Genomic DNA, 17,539 nt, shown 5'->3' on the forward strand with positions numbered 1-17,539 from the left:
GCGACCGGCGCGAAAGTGCTCTGCTTCGGGAGACAGCGTGATTCACGATTGCAAAGCCCCGGTCACGCGACATCTCGTGCTGGTCCGGCATGGCCAGAGCGTAGCCAACCGATCCGGCCTGTTCACGGGATTGCTGGATTCGCCCTTGACCGAGCAGGGCCGGATGGAAGCCGAGGCAGCCGGGCGGCGTTTGGCCGAGCGCAGCTGGCGCTTTTCCGCAGCCTTCACCTCGACGCTGACGCGGGCCGTCGTGAGCGGCCGGCTCATCCTCGATGCGCTCGGGCAACCCGGATTGGTCCCCCAACGCTTCGCCGCGCTCGACGAGCGAGACTACGGCGACCTCAGCGGGCTCGACAAGATCGCCGCCGATGCGCGCTGGGGGGCGGAGCGGATCGAGACCTGGCGCCGCTCCTACGCCGAGGCGCCGCCGAACGGTGAGAGCCTGCGCGATACCGTCGCCCGCATCGTCCCATGCTACCTCCGAACCATCCTGCCGGCGGTTATGGGCGGAGACGTGCTCGTCGTCGCCCACGGCAATTGCCTGCGGGCGCTTGTCATGGCGCTTGAAGACCTGAGCCCCGCGGAGGTCGAGCACCTCGAACTCGCGACGGGTTCCGTCAGGATCTATGAGCTTGCTGCGGACACGACGATCAAGGCCCGCTGGATCGACGGGTGAATCCGCCTGTCGGCCCCCCACAATGGGTCTCGGCAAACTCTGAAGGGGTCCTCATTTCATCTATTCCGTTGATGGGAAGCATCTAATCATTCCGTTGGATTGAATGAAAGGGACATGGGATTTTCCGGCATCACATCGGAGCCATCCATGTCCGCGCCCAGACTTTTCTCCCACTCTCGTTCGACGCGTGCCTTGGCCGGCACGAGAGCTATCCTTCCGGGACTGGGCCTCTGCGTGGCGGTCACCGCCGCAGCGATCGGCTTCGAGGCCGTCGAGACGCAACTGTTCGGTCGTGCCTGGCTTGAAGCCTTGGTGCTGGCGATCCTGCTCGGGAGCGCGATCCGCACCGCCTGGACCCCGTCGCAGCGTTTCTTTCCCGGCATCGCCTTCGGGGCCAAGACCGTGCTGGAGATCGCGGTCGTACTACTCGGCGCGTCGCTCAGCCTCGCGACGATCCTCGCCGCCGGACCGGGTCTACTTTTCGGCATCGCGGGCGTCGTCGTGGTCGCGATCCTGTCGAGCTATGGCATCGGCCGGGCACTCGGGCTGCATCCGCGCATGGCAATCCTCGTCGCATGCGGAAACTCGATCTGCGGCAACTCGGCGATCGCGGCCACGGCACCGGTGATCGGCGCCGACGGCGAGGACGTCGCCGCCTCCATCGCCTTCACCGCGGTGCTGGGCGTGCTGGTGGTGCTCGGCCTGCCGCTGCTGGTGCCGCTGCTCGGTCTGTCGCCGATGCAGTACGGCGTGCTCGCCGGCCTCACCGTCTACGCTGTTCCGCAGGTCCTCGCCGCCACCGCGCCGGTCGCGGCGCTCAGCGTCCAGGTCGGAACCCTGGTGAAGCTCGTCCGGGTGCTGATGCTAGGCCCGGTCGTCCTGATGCTCTCGCTCGGTGCGAGCCGGCTGCGCGAGGAAACCGACGAGGCCGCCCCCGGCGTCACCGCCGGCGACCGCCCGGCCCGCGGCAGCCTCGCGATTCACCGCCTGGTGCCGTGGTTCATCCTCGCCTTTCTTGCGCTCGCGGGCCTTCGCTCGGCCGGGCTGGTTCCGCAGGTCGCGCTCGCGCCGATGTCGGAGACCGCCAATCTGCTCACCGTGGTCTCGATGGCGGCGCTCGGCCTCGGGGTCGATGTGCGCAGCGTCGCCAAGGCCGGGGCGCGGGTGACCCTGGCGGTGGTCGCCTCGCTCGTCGCACTCGGCGCCGTCAGCCTCGGTCTAATCCGCGTGCTGGGCCTCGCTTGAACCGATCGGATGCGCCCGAGGCCCGGTCAGGCCCCGGCGAGGCAGGGCGAGACGAAGAGCTCCCCGCGATAGGCCCCGCGCAACGTGCGCACGGACACGATCAGCCAGAGTAGGGTCAGCAGGCCGACGAGGCCCGCTCCGAGCCAGGCGAACCCGCTGAGTGCCGTCACTTCGCCGATCCGCAGGGTTGCCAGGGCATAGACGCCGAGCGGGAAGATGTAGCCCCACCAGCCGAGGTTGAACGGAACGCCGGCGCGCAGGTAGCGCACGGTGACGGCGAGCGAGAGCAGGAACCACCAGGCCCCATAGCCCCAGAGAATCAGTGCGCCGATGAGGCCCACGATCCTGAGGATGTCCGGAGCTCCGGCAAAACCGTCCGCCGCGAGGATCGGGCCACCGGCCTGCCCCAGCACGAGCAGGCCGAGCGCCCCGGTTCCGAGCGGACCGAGGGAGAGCCAGCTCGATGCGGCCATCTCCCGCGGTGGCAAGTTGTGCAGCGCCATGCGCAGCACCAGGATCGCCAGGATGCTCAGCGCCAGCGGGACCGAGACGCCCCAGAGCACAAAGCTCGTGACGATGACGGCGAGTTGTTGGCTCTCGCCATTCAAGGCTGGAGCGAGCAGGCCACCGGAGACGGCGACGACCTCGGCTGTCACCACTGGCAGCAGCCAGACGGCCGTCATCTGGTCGATGCGGTGCTCCTGGCGGGTGAACATCAGGTAGGGGATCGCGACAGCACAGATCAGAGCGAGCGCCACGTCGAACCACCACAGAGGCAGGGCGATGCGGACGGTCTCGGCGCCGAGATACGGTGGACCGAATATCAGTAGCCCGTTCAGCAGCGTCGCAAGTGCCATCGGGATCGCCCCGAAGAACATCGACACCGTCGAGTGTCCGAAGATCCGTCGGGCGCCATCGAAGTAGAAGATCCAACGCGCGCCGTAGACTAGGCAGAAGGTGGCGAAGAGCACGACGGAGGCGAGCCAGAGCCCGAGCGGGACAGGGGCCAGCAGGGCATGCGTCGCCGGCAGACGGTCGAGGGCCAAGGCGACCACGCCAGTGCCCATCACCACGGTGAACCAGTTCGGCGTGAATTGCCGGATCACGTCCCGCGGATGCTGGAGGCGAGAGAGCGGCTTCAGGCCTGTGCTGATCGCCAGCAGACTGGATTCCGACACGGGGCGCTCTCGGGCTTCGGAGGGTCAACGCACTGGCTCTAGCACGACCCCGCATCGCGCGCCGCCTCGATAGATAGCAGCTCGCAAGCGGCGCTTAATCATCAAAACAATCGATTATAACTAGCTAATCAAACTATTGGAACGAATGATTATCGGCCGCTACCTTCTTGTGATCACGAACCGACGTGACGACCCCACCAGAAGGATATCGACCATGACACGTACGATCGCCGCCGTCGCCCTCGCCGCCTCCGCCCTCGTCGGCATGACGGTCCTCTCGCAGGCCCAGGGCCTCCGCGCTCCGCAGGCCCACTCCATCATCAGCCCATCCGCACCGATCTACGGCGATGCCGATGGCGCCAACGCCAAGAACCCGGCGCTCCCGGCCTACGCCCGTGGCCGCGGCCAGGAGACCGGCGGCCCGGCGCGGGAACTGATCGGACGCTGACAGCGCCCCCTTGGCCGCCGGGCATCCGTCCGGCGGCGCGTGAAGCCTTCGACCACCCGAATGGCAGGGAGATCCATCATGACCCGACCCACCTTCGAGACCACCGACGAGGCCCGGCAGGGCGAGACCAGCGGTCACATGCGCTGGGTCCTGTTCTGGACGGTCGCCCTGACCGTCGCCGCCGTCGGCACCGTCTGGCTGACAATCATCTGACCCGCCCGCCCGCCATTGATCGGAGATCGGAAATCTTCGGATGATCGCAATCGGAGATCGTTGAAATCTCAAACGATCATCGGATGGAATAATCGTCTCGCCGTAGCATCTCCTTCACGGGGAAGACGCCTCTTTGCCGGGATGACATGGATCGACGACCCGAGTTTCCGGCGGCGAGACCGAACCGTCCCGACCGACGCCAATGCCGTCCGCCGACGGCGACACCGAGATCTAGCGACCGGCCGACGCGGCCCAACAAACGATTCCAGGGAGACATCATGCGCCATCTGCACGAACCGTTGAACCGCCGCCTCGTCCTGGGTGGCCTAGGGGTTGGCAGCCTCGCCGCCGCGATGCCGGCCTGGGCCGCGGGCTCGGTGAAGCTTCCGCTGCCTGGCGGCCCGGACGAGCGGGCGCTGACCACCGCCTTTCCGGGCAAGGCCGAGATGATCCTTCAACGCACCCATCCGCCGCTGCTGGAGACGCCGTTCTCGGTGTTCGACGAGGGCGTGTTCACGCCCAACGACCGCTTCTACGTGCGCTGGCACTGGGCCTCGATCCCGACCGAAGTCGACGCCGGCACCTTCCAGCTTAAGGTCCACGGCCACGTCGACAAGGAACTCTCGCTCTCGCTCGACGCCATCGCCGGCCTGCCGCGCTTCGAGATCGCCGCGGTGAACCAGTGCTCGGGCAATTCGCGCGGGCTGTTCGAGCCGCGGGTGCCCGGCGCGCAATGGGCCAACGGCTCGATGGGCAACGCCCGCTGGACCGGCGTGCGCCTCAGGGACGTGCTCGAAAAGGCCGGGGTGAAGGCCGGTGCCGTGCAGGTCCGCTTCAACGGCCTCGACGAGCCGGTGGTCGACGACGCGCCCGACTTCAAGAAGTCGCTCGATCTCGACCACGCCAACAATGGTGAGGTGATGATCGCCTACGCGATGAACGGCGAGCAATTGCCGCTGCTTAATGGTTTCCCGCTCCGGCTCGTAGTGCCGGGCTGGTACTCGACCTACTGGGTCAAGATGCTGTCCGACATCGAGGTGCTGGACAAACCCGACGACGGGTATTGGATGAAGACCGCCTACCGCATTCCTGACGTGCCGGGCGCTAACATCAAGCCCGGCCAGACCGGCTTCAAGACGGTGCCGATCAACAGGATGGTGCCGCGCTCGTTCGTCACCAACCTGCAGGACGGCGCCAAGGTGGCGGCCGGAACGCCGGTGGCGTTGCGCGGCATCGCCTTCGGCGGCGATTGCGGGGTGAAGGCGGTGGACTTCTCAGGCGACGGCGGCGCGACGTGGTTCCCGGCGCAGCTAGGCGCGGACGAGGGTCCCTACAGCTTCCGCCGCTTCGACGGCAGCTTGCCGGCATTGGCTGTCGGCAGCCACACGGTCAGGGTCCGCTGCACCAACACCAACGGCGTCGCGCAGCCCCTGGACCGGGTCTGGAACGGGGCCGGCTTCATGCAGAACGGCATCGAGACCGTGTCCTTCCAGGCCGCTTGAGGAGAACAGCCATGAACCCGATCCATCCGGCGGCCCTGATCGCCGCGCTCGCCCTGTCTCCTCTGGTGGCGCTCGCCGCCCCAGCTCCCGAGCCGATGCGCTTCACCTCGCAATCGATCGAATTTCCGACCTCCGACCGGATTTTCCCCGACGGGCCGGGGGCGGAGGCCGTCAACAACAACTGCCTCGCCTGCCACTCGGCCGGGATGGTGCTGACCCAGCCCAAGCTCACGAAGGCGCAGTGGACCGAGACCGTGAACAAGATGGTTCACGTCTACAAGGCACCGGTCGATCCGGCCGACGTGCAGACCATCGTCGACTACCTCACGGCGTTGAAGCCGACGCCCTGAACCCCCGAATCCCGAGGCCGCCGCGTTTTTTTCGCCGGCCTCGGGGAATAGACCGCGCCCTCCGGCATCTCCCCAGGGCGATGCACGGCCAAACCGGTCTCGCATCACGCAATCCGATTTCGAACCAGCCCTCACGGCAGGCCCCGGCCGCCGAACGAGCGCGCATGCCAGAGAGACACGCTTCATGACCCACGTCCGCACCAGCCTCCGCACCCTCCTCGCCGGAGCCGCCTTGCTCCTCGCCCAGGCCCAGCCCGGGTTCGCCGCCGGCTTCGACGGCGCGATCAAGAACAACGCCCTGGCGCTGAACGCCGCTGGGACCGTGGCCGCTGTGTCGAACAGCGAGGAGAGCGCCGTCATCGTCTACGACGTCGCGAAGGGCACGGTGCTGCGCCGCCTCGACGGCTTCGTCACGCCGCGCAACATCGTGTTCGCGCCGGACGGCGCCCGCTTCTACGTCTCCGACAGCGGCACGGGCCGGATCACGGTCTATGAGACCGCCACCGGCAAGGAAGCCGGCGTTCTCGCCGCCGGCCCCGGCGCGTTCGGCACGGTGCTCTCGGCCGATGGGGCCAAGCTCTACGTCAACAACGAGGCCGCGAGCACGCTGACCGTGTTCGACACCAGGACCATGCTCGCCGAGGCCGTGATCCCCGGCTTCTCGCAGCCGCGCCAGGGCGTGAAGCTGTCGCCTGACGGCAAGACCGTGTTCGTGACGAACTTCCTCGGCGACAAGATCACGTTGGTCGATACCGCCACCAACAAGATCACCGGCGAGATCGCCGGGTTCGACAAGCTGCGCGCCATCTCGATCACCAAGGACGGTAAGACGCTGTTTGCCGCCAACAGCGGCCGCAACACCATCGGCGTGATCGATGTCGCCGCCCGTAAGGTCACCTCCGAGGTGGCAGTGGGCAAGGACCCCTACGGCGCCGCGCTGACCCCGGACGGGCACTTCGTCTATTCGGGCAACCTCAAGGACAACTCGCTCTCGGTGATCGACACCGGCACCCTCAAGGTCGTCGCCACGGTGACCGGCCTGAACGAGCCGCGCCAGGCGATCGCGTTCTCGGCCGACAACGCCCACGCCTACGTCCTCAACCGCGACCTCAGCGTCGCCGTGGTGGACCGGGCGAAGAACGCGGTCATCTCGACGATGAAGCCCTGAGGCGACGCGCGCCGGGGGCCTTGTCGGTTCCCGGCGCGTTCTCGTCGTCGACACCTCACGAACGCAGGACAAAGACCCCATGCTCGGCCTGTTCCAGCGCAAGGACCGCCTCATCGTCCACGGCAAGGCGCCCTACAACGCCGAGCCGCCGCTCGATCGCCTGCGCGCGGCCTTCCTCACCGATCAGGCCGACTTCTACGTTCGCAGCCACGGTGACATCCCGGACCTCGACGCCGACAGCTACCGCCTGACCGTCGACGGGATGGTCGTGACGCCGCTCGAACTGTCCGTCGCCGATCTGAAGGCACGCTTCGCGCACGTCACCGTCACGGCGGTGATGCAATGCGCCGGCAACCGCCGGGCCGACATGTTGGCGGTGGCGCCGGTCTCCGGTGACCCGTGGGCGGCCGGCGCCATCGGCAACGCGGAATGGACCGGCGTGCGCCTCGCCGACGTGCTGCGCGCGGCCGGCCTCGACGCGGGGGGCGCACGTCACGTCGCCTTCGAGAGCCACGACCGGATCGCGGACACGGACACGCGCTTCGGCGCCTCGATCCCGCTCGCCAAGGCGCTGGCCCCCGAGACGCTGCTCGCCTTCGCGATGAACGGCGAGCCTCTCGCCCCCGAGCACGGCCATCCGTTGCGAGTGGTGGTGCCGGGCTTTGCCGGCATCCGCAGCCCGAAATGGCTCGCCCGCATCACGGTGCAGGATCACCCCTCCGACAACCCGATGCAGGCCGACGACTACAAGCTGTTTCCGCCCGACGTGACCGCCGAGACCGCGGACCCCGTCCACGGCATCACCATCGAGGCGATGCCGCTCAACAGCGCGATCTGCGAGCCCGCCCGCGGCGCAGCGTTGAAGGCCGGCCGGCAAGCGATCCGCGGCTACGCCATCGCCAGCGACCGCGCGGTCGCCCGCGTCGATGTCTCGACGGATGGCGGTCGCAGCTGGGCGCAGGCCCGGATCGAGCGCGATGCCGACGCGCCCTACGCCTGGACGTTCTGGGAGATCGAGCGCGAGCTGACGACCGGCGAGCACGAACTCGCGGTGCGGGCCTGGGATTCCGCCGGCCAGACCCAGCCGGCCGCGCCCGACGACACCTGGAACTACAAGGGCTACCTCAGCGCCGCCTGGCACCGGGTACGGGTCACGGTGGCCTGACCTCACGCCCAGAGCAGGGCGGTAGCCGCGAGGCCCGAGATCGCGATGAGCAGGGCCGCGATCCCAACGGTGAGGAGGCGCGGCATCATCGGGATCTCGGCATGGGCGAGCCGTGCCCGGATCGCCCGGTCCCGCCACACGGCACCGGCGAACGAGGCGAGCGCGCAGGCGATCAGCGTCAGCGACAGCACCTTCAGCGGCCAGACCGCGAGCACCTCTCGCAGGAAGCGCTGCGCGGCGAGGCCGACGCCGAGGAAGGCGAGCCCGGTGCGAAGCCACGCGACGAAGGTGCGCTCGGCCGCCAGCACGGTCCGGTCCTCAGCGAGCCTGACCCGCGGGTCGTCTGGCGGCACGGGTTTCGCGGGCTCGCTCATTCGGCATCCGCCGTTGCGATCAAATCGAGCAGCGCGTCGGCGGCCCGGCTGCGGTAGCGCTCCTTGTGGCGCAGTACCCGGAACGGCCGGCTCGGCAGGGCGAACGCCGCCCGTACCAGGGTCCCGGCTCGAAGCGCTGCGGCGACCACGGTCTCGGACAGCACGGCGGCCCCGCCCCCGGCCTCGACGGCGGCGCGGACCGCCTCGTTAGAAGGCAGTTCGAGCGTGACCCGGAGCCGGGCCACGGCCAGACCGGCCTCCGTGAGCGCCGCCTCGAAAGCCGAGCGGGTTCCCGATCCCGCCTCGCGCAGCACCCAATTGGCCGTTGCGAGCTCCTTGAGTTCGAGGGCAGTAGCCCCGGCGAAGGGATGGCCAGGAGCGACTACGAGGACAAGCTGGTCTCGCGCGATGGTCGTGCTCGCGAGCGTCGGGTCGTCCAGCGCTCCCTCAACGAAGCCGAGTTCGGCCTGCCCGGCGCGGACCGCGTCGGCGGCGTCGGTGGTGTTGCCCACCGCCAGCCGGATAGCGATCTCGGGGTAGGCCCGGCGGAAGGCAACGAGATGGCGCGGCAGCCAGTCGCTGGCGATGGTCTGGCTGGCGTAAAGCGCCAACGTCCCTCGTCGCATGCCGCTGAGGTCTGCGAGCACCAGTTCGGCGGCCTCCGCCCGGGCGAGCACGGCACGGGCCTCGACAAGGAACGTGCGCCCCGCCTCGGTCAGCTCGATCCCGCGGCCGACCCGGTGGAACAACTTGGTGGCGTGACGCCCCTCGATATTGGCGATCGCCGCGCTGACCGCCGACTGGACGAGGTTCAGTGCCTCGGCGGCCCGCGTCACGTGCTGCCGCTCGGCCACCGCCACGAAGATGCGGAGCTGGTCGAGGGTCATGGCTGCTGCCGATCCGGCGCGAGGCCGCGGACCTGCGCATCAACCGCCTGCGCGACGGTGAGCAGCCGGGCCTCGTCGGTCCGACCGGTGACGACGTAGGACATGCCGCCATCGACCCAGGAGAAAGCGGCGACGTCGCCCTCGCGGGCGAAGCGGAACACTGTGCGGCCATCCGCATCGCCCACGCGGCTGTAGAGCGTCAGCCGGGTGCCGTGGTCGTCGTCGTACATCAGCATCGCTGCGGATTCGGACCCAGCGGGCAACAACCGCCCGCCCATCAGGCGGAAGCCGTAGGCCGTGAGGTCGGGGGTGGTCACCGCCCGGCCGAGGCGCTTCGAGAGCCACGTCACAAGGTGCGGCTTCTCGTCGGCGCGCACCTCCACCGGATGCACCGCCTCGACCACGTAGGTGCGGAAGGCCGCCACTGCGTCGTCGGTCGCCGGCTCGGTTCGCGCGAGCGTGACCGTGGGTACCTGCCGCGCGGCATGGCCGAACCAGCCGGCGGCACCGCCGACCGCGAGGCAGAACACGGCCGTAGCCGCGACCGGAAGCCAGCGCCCGGTTATTGGGCGATGTCGCGAGCGGATGTTGGCCACCCGGAGCCGCGCCGGGATCGCCTCCTCGGCAATCGGCGCGAGGCGGGTACGCAAGCGCTCGCGCAGGGCGCGATCCGCCGAGACCTCGGCCGCCCGCGCGGGGTTTCCCCTGAGCCATGCCTCGACCAGCGCCTGCCGCTCCGGTTCGAGATGACCGTCGATCAGGCCGTGCAGGTCGTCCTCGCCGACCGGGCGCGGATCCCCGCTCATTTCACCCTCCTTAACAAGCCGATTCGGCCCGTTTCCAGAAAACTTCGCATCCGCTCCCGGGCTCGGCTTAACCGCGACATCACCGTGCCCAGTGGTACTCCGAGCACCTGCGCCGCTTCCGCATAAGACAGATCCTCGACCGCGACGAGCAGTAGCACTGAGCGCTGCTCCTCGGGCAGGGCGTCGAGTCCGGTGAGCACGTCGCGTGCCCCCATAACGGCCTCAGGGTCGGCACCCGGATCGGGCACCTGCTCCAAAGCCTCAGCGCCGACATCGATGCCGCGCCGGCCCCGGCGTCGAACAGTGCCGAGGAACAGGTTGCGCTCGATCGTGAACAGCCAGGCTCGCAGGTCGCCGTCGCGGCGACGTCCGGACCAGCCGGACAACGCCCGCTCCAACGTGTCCTGGACGAGGTCATCCGCCGCTTCGCGGTCCCGCAACAGTGCGACTGCGTAGCGCCGCAACGCTGGGATCTGCGGTTCGATGAGGGCGGCGATCTCGTCCACGAGGCTTTACCGATCAGGGCTTGGCGATGTGCCATGCACCGTTGAGGAATCCGTCGCCGGTGATGTCGCCGGGCTTCGTATCCTTGGCGAAGGTGTAGAGCGGCTTGCCCTTGTAGGCCCACTGCATCGTCCCGTCGTCCCGCGTCACCATCGTCCAGTCGCCACTAGCAGCCGAGCCGGAGGCGGCCATCAGTGCCGGCCAGTTGGCGGCGCAGGGGCCGTTGCACATCGACTTGCCGCCCATGTCCTTGTCGAAGGTGTAGAGGGTCATGCTCTTGGAATCGACGAGCGCCGGCCCCTTGGCAGTCTCGGCCGTCATCGCAGGCGCAGCGGCCTGGGCGGCGACGGCGGAGAAGGCGAAGGCCGCAAAGGCAGCGCGGATCAGCATGGTGTGCATGAGTGAGGTCTCCGGCGGTCGACCATGACCGCATCGGGAGAGATGCCGAACGGGCGCGTCTATTCCACTGACACACGAAAAAGATTGGTGACGTCAGCGTGACCACCGACTCGTCCTCAACCACGGCATACGGCCGTCACCCAGGAGCAGTCAGAGGAATGATGCGGCGGCGTCACCACTCTGAAAGGCGGAGATCCGAGATCATGCCCTCGCACGGCGAGATCGACTGCAACGTCTGCTTTCAAGAGATACGTTGGCTTGCTCTTACGGCGTAGTTGGGTCGCAAGCGGCGATTCAGCCCCTGCGGGCCGGAGGTCCGTTGTTGGCGCAAAGCGGTAATGATGTCCGCAACGTAATGGGGCCGCTGGCAAGGACTGTGCTGGAGGTCGCGGGGGCAGGTGTAGGCGCCATCCGAACACCAGTAGGCGGATGCGACCGCTGAAGTTTCAAACACTTGACCTCGCCTCATGCGGCCAGCATTTGGTGATGGTGTGCGGCGGGTGGTGCCGGTGCTGTCGGATACCAGGCCTGGGACGGCCGGCCGTCGTCGGTCGTATCGGTAGTTGGGTAGGGCGACGAAGGTAGGCGGGCGACCGCGTGTTGGCCGTCCTTGTCGGTACCTTGCTATGCAGTCGCGAGGTGTAGGTTGAGCTGATGCAGCCACCACTCCGTGAGCGCGGCAAGTTCGTTGGGGATGGTTGGCGACCACCAGAACTCCGGAATGAGGCGGGTTGCGATGGTCAGCCGTGTCTCCAGTCGCCGGCCGCTGCAGTGGATGGGTTCAAGGATGAAGCTTAGCAGTAACGTGCTGTCGTGGCCTCCATGCTCCGGCTCGTCCGCGGTGCTGACCGTGAGGTGATAGGGTGATCTGTGAGCTGTCTGAAGCGGCCGACGCTCTTCAACGTGGCCGTCGGCGCTGCACACTCGCATGGCACTGTTGGCATGCGGGCGTAGGTCGAGTTCGACTGCGACGAAGCTGGGTTGCTGTAGATCGAGGGCTGGCTTGAATTCCTGCAGATCGACGAGTGCGCGGCTCAGCATGCCAGGCGTCGTTCGGAAGCGCTGGCTTGTGACGTAGGTGTNCTGTAGATCGAGGGCTGGCTTGAATTCCTGCAGATCGACGAGTGCGCGGCTCAGCATGCCAGGCGTCGTTCGGAAGCGCTGGCTTGTGACGTAGGTGTCAAAGGTCTGGCGGTTGGGTGATGTGAGCACGGTGGTGACGTCCGAGAGAAGACGCCGCACCGCATGCTGGGCGGACAAACCGTAGTGGGGAATAAGAAGTGCCGCTACCATGAAGTAGAGGCTGTAGGGCAGGAGAAGTGTGGCTGCGTCCGCCCTGACATCGCGGGCGGCGTCGCCGGTCGTTGGGCCGGCTTTGGCCAATTAATCGATGAAGGCGTGTCTGGATATAGCTTCGCTCTGCAGCGGTCTGGTGATGCCATCAAGCGCTCGTGAGGGTGGTCACTGTGGCTAAACATTCCTCAGGCGTTGTGAGTCCCGGCGTGCTGTATTGCCGGGACCCAATGTTGGGGTGGTAATGGTGCGGGCCGCGGCGCCCGGAGGTTGTCAGGCGGCCTTGCGGTGCGGTTGTGCTTCGGGACGGGATCGTTTCCGGTTGGCGTTCCGGGGATGCACGAACAGGTTGGTCTCGTTCGGGGCGGCATCGAGCTGCAGTTCGCCATCGACCAGCCACCAGTCGGTGTAGCGGCGGTGCAGTGCGCGGGCGTGGTCCGTGAGGCCCGTTGCCGCGAGTGCCGTGATCGCCTGCTCCAGCGTGCGGGGGATGAATGGGATCGGTCCACTCGCCGGGTCACGAAGGTGGCGGGTGTAGGTGGTGGCCGCAGTCGCGGTGAGTGTGTTGTGCTGGGGGGCAATGAGTACCAGCACGGCTCGGTCGGCAAAGCCCTGGTCGAGGATGGTGGCGGCGAGGCAGTGCTGGCGGAACAGCTGCTGGCAGGGGTTGGCGTGCAACGTGGCGGCGGCGGGGTCCACGAAGAGGTTTGTGGTCGGGGCGATGGCGGCGTAACGGGGGCTGAAGCGCGGCACCGTCTCGAAGCTGCTCTCGCTGTACTTTACTTCGATACCGACGAAGAGCCGCTCGCCTGTCTCACTGCGCCCACGCACGGCGACGTCGAAGGCGGTGCCATCCTGGGTGAAGCGGGCATCGCCGCGGCCCGGGCTGTGCTCGAAGGCGAGGTCCGTGACCTCCTTCATTAGCCCTGGGATGAACTCCCCCATGAAGCGGGTGGCCAGGACGAGGTCGCGGGCGAGCAGGCCGAACAGGTTGAAGGTCAGGGGCTGCGACGAAAGCAGGTTGGTCTCGAGGCGGTCCAGGTCATAAACGGCGCCTGGTTCACGGTAGGCCAGGGCCCGGGCCACGACCGGGACGATGCCCGGGTGGATGAAGTTGGTGCCCTGCTCGCCTGCCGCGGTGCCGATGCGGGAGCCGAGGCGACGGCGGCGCTTGCCCGAAGAATCGGTGTGGTAGCCGATGGGCAGGTCGCGGTCCTCACGCCAGAGGGCCTGGAGGAACCGGGCGGCGGCCTTGAACCGGTGGTCGGCGCGCACGAAGACGTGGTGGTGGCGCCGGGCGGCCTCGGGGATGAGCGGTACGCGCTCGATCGGGCCCAGATCGCCTGGGTCGATGAGGTCATGAAGGTGTGTGGGGACAGCGTCGCCGGTCCCTGCGGGGACAGGAAGGTAGTTGACCATGGTGGTTGGTGTCCTGACGGCGACCGCGGTGCTGCGGTCAGGTCAGGGTTCCCGGGTCGGCCGGCAGGATGAACACGGGCTGGATTGGGTCTGAGCGTATGCCTGTCCGGGCACTTGGAACGGCGAGGTATGCCAGCCGGCTGTCAGTGTGGTGGTCGGCGTCGTGTGGTGCAACGCGTTGGTGGTGGTCGTAGGCATCGTGGCCATCGTCATCTGGCGGTCGTGGTGTGTACGTCTTCTTCCTGCTCGCCGGGGGTGTTTTTTATCTGAAGATTTAGCGGTTCAGAAAGCCGAGAGACATGCGATTGCCTTGCGGGCCTTCGCAGGGATGCGCTGGTGTGTCTTTTCATTCCTACGTGGTTGAGCCATTTCCGAAGTTGGCCCTTTGCAGAAGCTAGGATCGTCCGCTTTCGGGCACCTCTATACGCTCGGTCGAACAGCGGTAGTTGGCCGGAAGTGGACCGACCGCTTCCGTAATTCAGAATGAAGGAAGGGGCTTTTGGCTCGACGCCTCAAAATCCCTCTCGCTTATTCATAAATTCCAATCTCCGGTTGCCTTGATCTCCAGTTGCGCCGAAAATGAGATGCGGCACATTGGTGAGCCGTCCTGTCGGCACACGTTCGGAAAGTCCCCTTGCTCGCTACGCTCAATTCTGGATCCCGTTGGCACCGATGGGACCCCCACATTCACGCACCCGGCACCATCATGAACGACCAATTCCGGGGCGAGAACCGCGCCTCGGAATACGTGCGCCTGTTGAACGAAGCGTCGCCAGAGATCCATGCAATCGGCGTTACCGACTACTACGTCCTGGACACCTATGAAGAGATCTGCGCACGGCGCGCCGAGCTCTCCCGCTGCGCTCTGATATTCCCAAACGTTGAGCTTCGACTGGGCCTTCAGACCGTGAAGGGCCGGTTCATCAACCTACACTTGCTGATCTCGCCGGATGGCGCAGATCACGTTGCCTCGGCCAAGCGTTTCTTAGAGCAGCTTACCTTCGAGGCACACGGTGACACCTATCGATGCCGGCGCGACGAGCTAATAAGGTTGGGCCGCGCTGCTGATCCATCAAAAGTGTCCGAGCTTGCTGCGCTGTCGCACGGCGCCCTACAGTTCAAGGTTGAGTTCAGTCAGCTCCGTACCGCGTACGGGAAGAGCGATTGGGCGAACACGAATGTCCTCATCGCGGTTTCTGGGACCGAGACCGACGGGACTTCAGGCATGCGGAACGCTGCCGACCAGACGTTGCGCGAGGAGATGGAGCACTTCGCCGATGTCATCTTCGCTAGCAGCGGCGCCCAGCGTGACTTCTGGCTCGCCCGAAAGACCGCGAGTGAGGGCGAGCTGAAGCAGCGTTACCGCGGCCTGAAGCCCTGTCTCCACGGCTGCGATGCACATGCTCTGGCAACCGTCGGCCTACCTGACGCGGACCGCTACTCCTGGATCAAGGGCGATGTCCGGTTTGATGCCTTGCGGCAGGCCTGCATCGATCCCGCGGGGCGCACCTATGTCGGATCGGCCGCGCCGGTTGGCAGTGTAGGGTCGGAAGTCATCAGGCGGGTTGAGATCCTGAACACAGATTGGGCGCAGACTTCGGTGATCGAACTCAACCCTGGACTTGTGACAATCATCGGCGCGCGAGGGTCTGGGAAGACCGCGCTGGCTGACATGATCGCTGCCGGTTGCGACGCGCTTCCAAACCGCTTGAGCCCGGCCTCTTTCATGGCGCGCGCTCAGAACCGCAATGTCCGAACCGGAGCGCGGTCTAATCTACTGGGAGGGGCTGCGGTCCGGATCGAGTGGGATGACGACGACATTGTTGAGCGTCCGATTGACGGAACCTGGGTAGCATCATCAAGCGATTTCCCCCGCGCGCGATACCTCTCCCAGCAATTCGTCGAGGAGCTTTGTTCGTCTGACGGCATGACGGACGAGCTGGTTGGAGAAATCGAACGCGTCATTTTCGCATCCCATTCGCTTGTGGATCGAGACGGCGCCATCAATTTCGACGATATGCGAGACGAAGCGACGGCCCGGTTTGCACAGGCGCGGAGGCGCGCAGAGGATGCCGTTGCCAATATATCCGAAGAGATTAACACCGAGCTGGAGAAGCAGCGGCAGCTTACTGACTTGCAGGGGCATGCCAAACGGCGCGCGATAATAATCGAGTCCTTGGAGGCTGACCGCAAGAAACTGGTCACAACAGGCAGCGAGGATCGGGTGCAGCGTCTTGCCGAACTGACTGCAGCGGCCGACTACGCGCGAGGACAGATCAGGGCGTGGAACGCTCGGAAGAGTGCCGTTGCAATTCTGCAGGACGAGGTCAGGCATTTTCAGAACGTTGGCGCTCTGACGGCGCTGGCTCAATCCAAGGCGAGACATCGTGCTGCTGCTCTGGAAGAGACCGACTGGTCTGCATTCCTGCTTGAGTACGCCGGCGATGTTGATTCTACACTAACCAACCGGGCATCAGCCGCTCAGAAAAGTTCGGATAGTTGGCGGGGTAAGGCCGTCTCCGTCGTCGACCTACGGACGGCCTTGATCGCGCCTAACGCTGACCTCTCGCGGGAAAGTTTGGCAATCCTTGACGCCGAGATCGGCCGTATCCAAGCGCAGATCAACACGGACTCGACCACTGCGGCGCGGTACGCGGCGGTTTCAAAGAAAGTTGACGAGGAGCGAGCTGCTCTGAACCAGCTCAACGACAGGATCACGGACGCTCTGCAGGCGAGTACCCGCGCCGGCGAACTGCGAAACACCAGGAACGAGACCTATCGAGAGATTTTCAAGTCAATCGTTCAAGAACAGGAGACGCTCCGGGGGCTGTACGCCCCACTGACCGAGCGTCTCTCAGCCGCCTCGAAAACGGTTGCAAAGCTCTCGTTTTCCGTGAACCGTAACGTTGACCTTGATAGCTGGGCCGCTAAGGGCGAGAAACTTTTCGATCTAAGGGGAGGAGACTTTAAGGGTCGTGGCACACTCCGAGAGTATGCCGAGAAAGCCCTGCGATCAGCTTGGGAAGAAGGCGACGAGCAGGCCGTGTTCGGGGCGATCTCCGATTTCCTATCTCAACATCAGCGGACCCTGCTAGATCTAGCCAACGTCCCACGTGCCGACGCGGCGAATTTCCGGCACTGGGCCAAGCAGTTCGCTAAATGGCTGTACGGGACCTCGCACATCACACTGACCTACAGCATCGATTATGACGGCATCGACATCCGGCACTTGTCGCCGGGGACCCGCGGTATCGTTCTCCTGCTGCTGTACCTTGCTCTAGACGACACCGACACGCGGCCGCTAATTATCGATCAACCAGAAGAAAATCTTGATCCGAAAAGCATTTACGACGAGTTGGTTCAGCTTTTCATGACAGCGAAGAATATGCGTCAAGTAATTATGGTGACTCACAACGCCAATCTTGTGATAAATACAGACGCCGATCAAATCATAGTTGCTAAAGCTGGACCGCATAAGCGTGGTCATCTTCCGCCTATTACCTACAACTCTGGCGGACTCGAAGAACTGGGTATCCGCACAGCTGTGTGCGGTATTCTTGAAGGCGGCGAGATTGCCTTCAAGGAGCGTGCGCGACGGCTGCGTGTCGCTTTGGATAGGTAGCGATTTGTCGAGCGAATTAGCAATTGATAGCAAACATCTAATGGCTGCATTAGAGGAAGCGCCATGACTTTGCCGACGTTTGATTTTGGCGTGAAGCTGAACGTTCGGATTTTGGCGATGATCTGCTGTCGGCTTGTGGCGTAAAGCGGTTTCTATATTCCCCTTGTGCCAGCTTATTTAGTTGCCGCAGGTAATACCAATTCTCATTGATCAGCACCCATGGGCCCATCGGCGCAGTCCGATGGACATGATGCGCCAGGGTTGGGCGATGAGCTTGTTCCAGGCGTCGC

The 17,539-nt window shown here is 65.6% G+C and carries 17 protein-coding genes; 9 read left to right on the forward strand and 8 right to left on the reverse strand.

The annotated features are described in order from the left end of the window. Nucleotides 1-37 precede the first annotated feature (37 nt). Together ASG40_RS07165 and ASG40_RS07170 are read left to right on the forward strand one after the other, a co-directional pair. Nucleotides 38-676, forward strand: coding sequence for a 2,3-bisphosphoglycerate-dependent phosphoglycerate mutase (locus ASG40_RS07165; protein ID WP_055882972.1), 639 nt, complete (start codon nt 38-40; stop codon nt 674-676). Nucleotides 677-823: 147 nt separating this feature from the next. Continuing rightward, a complete protein-coding gene (locus tag ASG40_RS07170) occupies nt 824-1,921 on the forward strand; it encodes a YeiH family protein (RefSeq protein ID WP_055882974.1) in 1,098 nt (365 codons plus the stop codon). 26 nt (nt 1,922-1,947) lie between these two features. Here ASG40_RS07170 and ASG40_RS07175 read toward each other — a convergent pair whose 3' ends face one another. Next, a complete protein-coding gene (locus tag ASG40_RS07175) occupies nt 1,948-3,099 on the reverse strand; it encodes a TDT family transporter (protein ID WP_055882976.1) in 1,152 nt (383 codons plus the stop codon). Nucleotides 3,100-3,313: 214 nt separating this feature from the next. Here ASG40_RS07175 and ASG40_RS07180 point away from each other — a divergent pair, with 214 nt between their 5' ends. The 6 genes from ASG40_RS07180 to ASG40_RS07200 all read left to right on the forward strand — a co-directional run bounded on the left by ASG40_RS07180 (nt 3,314) and on the right by ASG40_RS07200 (nt 7,945). Next, nucleotides 3,314-3,547 carry a hypothetical protein gene (locus ASG40_RS07180; RefSeq protein ID WP_055882978.1) on the forward strand — a complete coding sequence of 78 codons (234 nt, stop codon included), beginning with the start codon at nt 3,314-3,316 and terminating at the stop codon, nt 3,545-3,547. Nucleotides 3,548-3,625: 78 nt separating this feature from the next. Beyond that, nucleotides 3,626-3,760 (forward strand): hypothetical protein, encoded by a 135-nt coding sequence (locus ASG40_RS22330; protein WP_274533822.1) that lies wholly within the window; start codon nt 3,626-3,628, stop codon nt 3,758-3,760. Between the two features lie 278 nt (nt 3,761-4,038). Next, nucleotides 4,039-5,262: a molybdopterin-dependent oxidoreductase gene (locus tag ASG40_RS07185; protein WP_055882980.1), complete on the forward strand. Its 1,224-nt coding sequence runs from the start codon at nt 4,039-4,041 to the stop codon at nt 5,260-5,262. Between the two features lie 11 nt (nt 5,263-5,273). Beyond that, nucleotides 5,274-5,612, forward strand: coding sequence for a c-type cytochrome (locus ASG40_RS07190; protein ID WP_055882983.1), 339 nt, complete (start codon nt 5,274-5,276; stop codon nt 5,610-5,612). Between the two features lie 184 nt (nt 5,613-5,796). Next, nucleotides 5,797-6,780, forward strand: coding sequence for a beta-propeller fold lactonase family protein (locus tag ASG40_RS07195; RefSeq protein WP_055882985.1), 984 nt, complete (start codon nt 5,797-5,799; stop codon nt 6,778-6,780). A gap of 79 nt (nt 6,781-6,859) precedes the next feature. Then, a complete protein-coding gene (locus tag ASG40_RS07200; protein WP_055882987.1) occupies nt 6,860-7,945 on the forward strand; it encodes a sulfite oxidase in 1,086 nt (361 codons plus the stop codon). Nucleotides 7,946-7,947: 2 nt separating this feature from the next. On the opposite strand, the gene ASG40_RS07205 is transcribed toward ASG40_RS07200, so the two are convergent. From ASG40_RS07205 to ASG40_RS07235, 6 genes are all read right to left on the reverse strand, one after another. After that, the gene (locus tag ASG40_RS07205) at nt 7,948-8,319 is read right to left on the reverse strand and encodes a YidH family protein (protein WP_055882989.1); all 372 of its coding nucleotides are present in this window, start codon (nt 8,317-8,319) and stop codon (nt 7,948-7,950) included. Beyond that, the gene (locus tag ASG40_RS07210; RefSeq protein WP_055882992.1) at nt 8,316-9,206 is read right to left on the reverse strand and encodes a LysR family transcriptional regulator; all 891 of its coding nucleotides are present in this window, start codon (nt 9,204-9,206) and stop codon (nt 8,316-8,318) included. Before ASG40_RS07210 ends, ASG40_RS07205 begins: the two co-directional genes overlap by 4 nt. Beyond that, entirely contained in the window at nt 9,203-10,012 is an 810-nt protein-coding gene (locus tag ASG40_RS07215; RefSeq protein WP_055882995.1) for an anti-sigma factor family protein, read from the reverse strand. Before ASG40_RS07215 ends, ASG40_RS07210 begins: the two co-directional genes overlap by 4 nt. Then, nucleotides 10,009-10,518 carry an RNA polymerase sigma factor gene (locus tag ASG40_RS07220; RefSeq protein ID WP_055882997.1) on the reverse strand — a complete coding sequence of 170 codons (510 nt, stop codon included), beginning with the start codon at nt 10,516-10,518 and terminating at the stop codon, nt 10,009-10,011. The genes ASG40_RS07215 and ASG40_RS07220 overlap by 4 nt, the downstream gene beginning before the upstream one ends. Before the next feature lie 13 nt (nt 10,519-10,531). Further along, entirely contained in the window at nt 10,532-10,915 is a 384-nt protein-coding gene (locus ASG40_RS07225; protein ID WP_055882999.1) for a COG4315 family predicted lipoprotein, read from the reverse strand. A 1,566-nt stretch (nt 10,916-12,481) separates the two neighbouring features. Then, the gene (locus tag ASG40_RS07235; protein WP_055883003.1) at nt 12,482-13,627 is read right to left on the reverse strand and encodes a PGN_0703 family putative restriction endonuclease; all 1,146 of its coding nucleotides are present in this window, start codon (nt 13,625-13,627) and stop codon (nt 12,482-12,484) included. A gap of 634 nt (nt 13,628-14,261) precedes the next feature. Between ASG40_RS07235 and ASG40_RS07240 the strand changes: the two genes are divergently transcribed. Next, complete coding sequence (locus ASG40_RS07240) at nt 14,262-17,249, forward strand: TrlF family AAA-like ATPase (RefSeq protein ID WP_055883007.1); 2,988 nt, start codon at nt 14,262-14,264, stop codon at nt 17,247-17,249. A 49-nt stretch (nt 17,250-17,298) separates the two neighbouring features. Here the strand turns inward: ASG40_RS07240 and ASG40_RS21840 are convergent. Then, nucleotides 17,299-17,539 (reverse strand): hypothetical protein (locus ASG40_RS21840; protein WP_210168789.1); only part of this gene is annotated, 241 nt, incomplete at its 5' end.

This window comes from Methylobacterium sp. Leaf399 (genome assembly GCF_001424525.1).
Classification (GTDB): Bacteria; Pseudomonadota; Alphaproteobacteria; order Rhizobiales; family Beijerinckiaceae; genus Methylobacterium.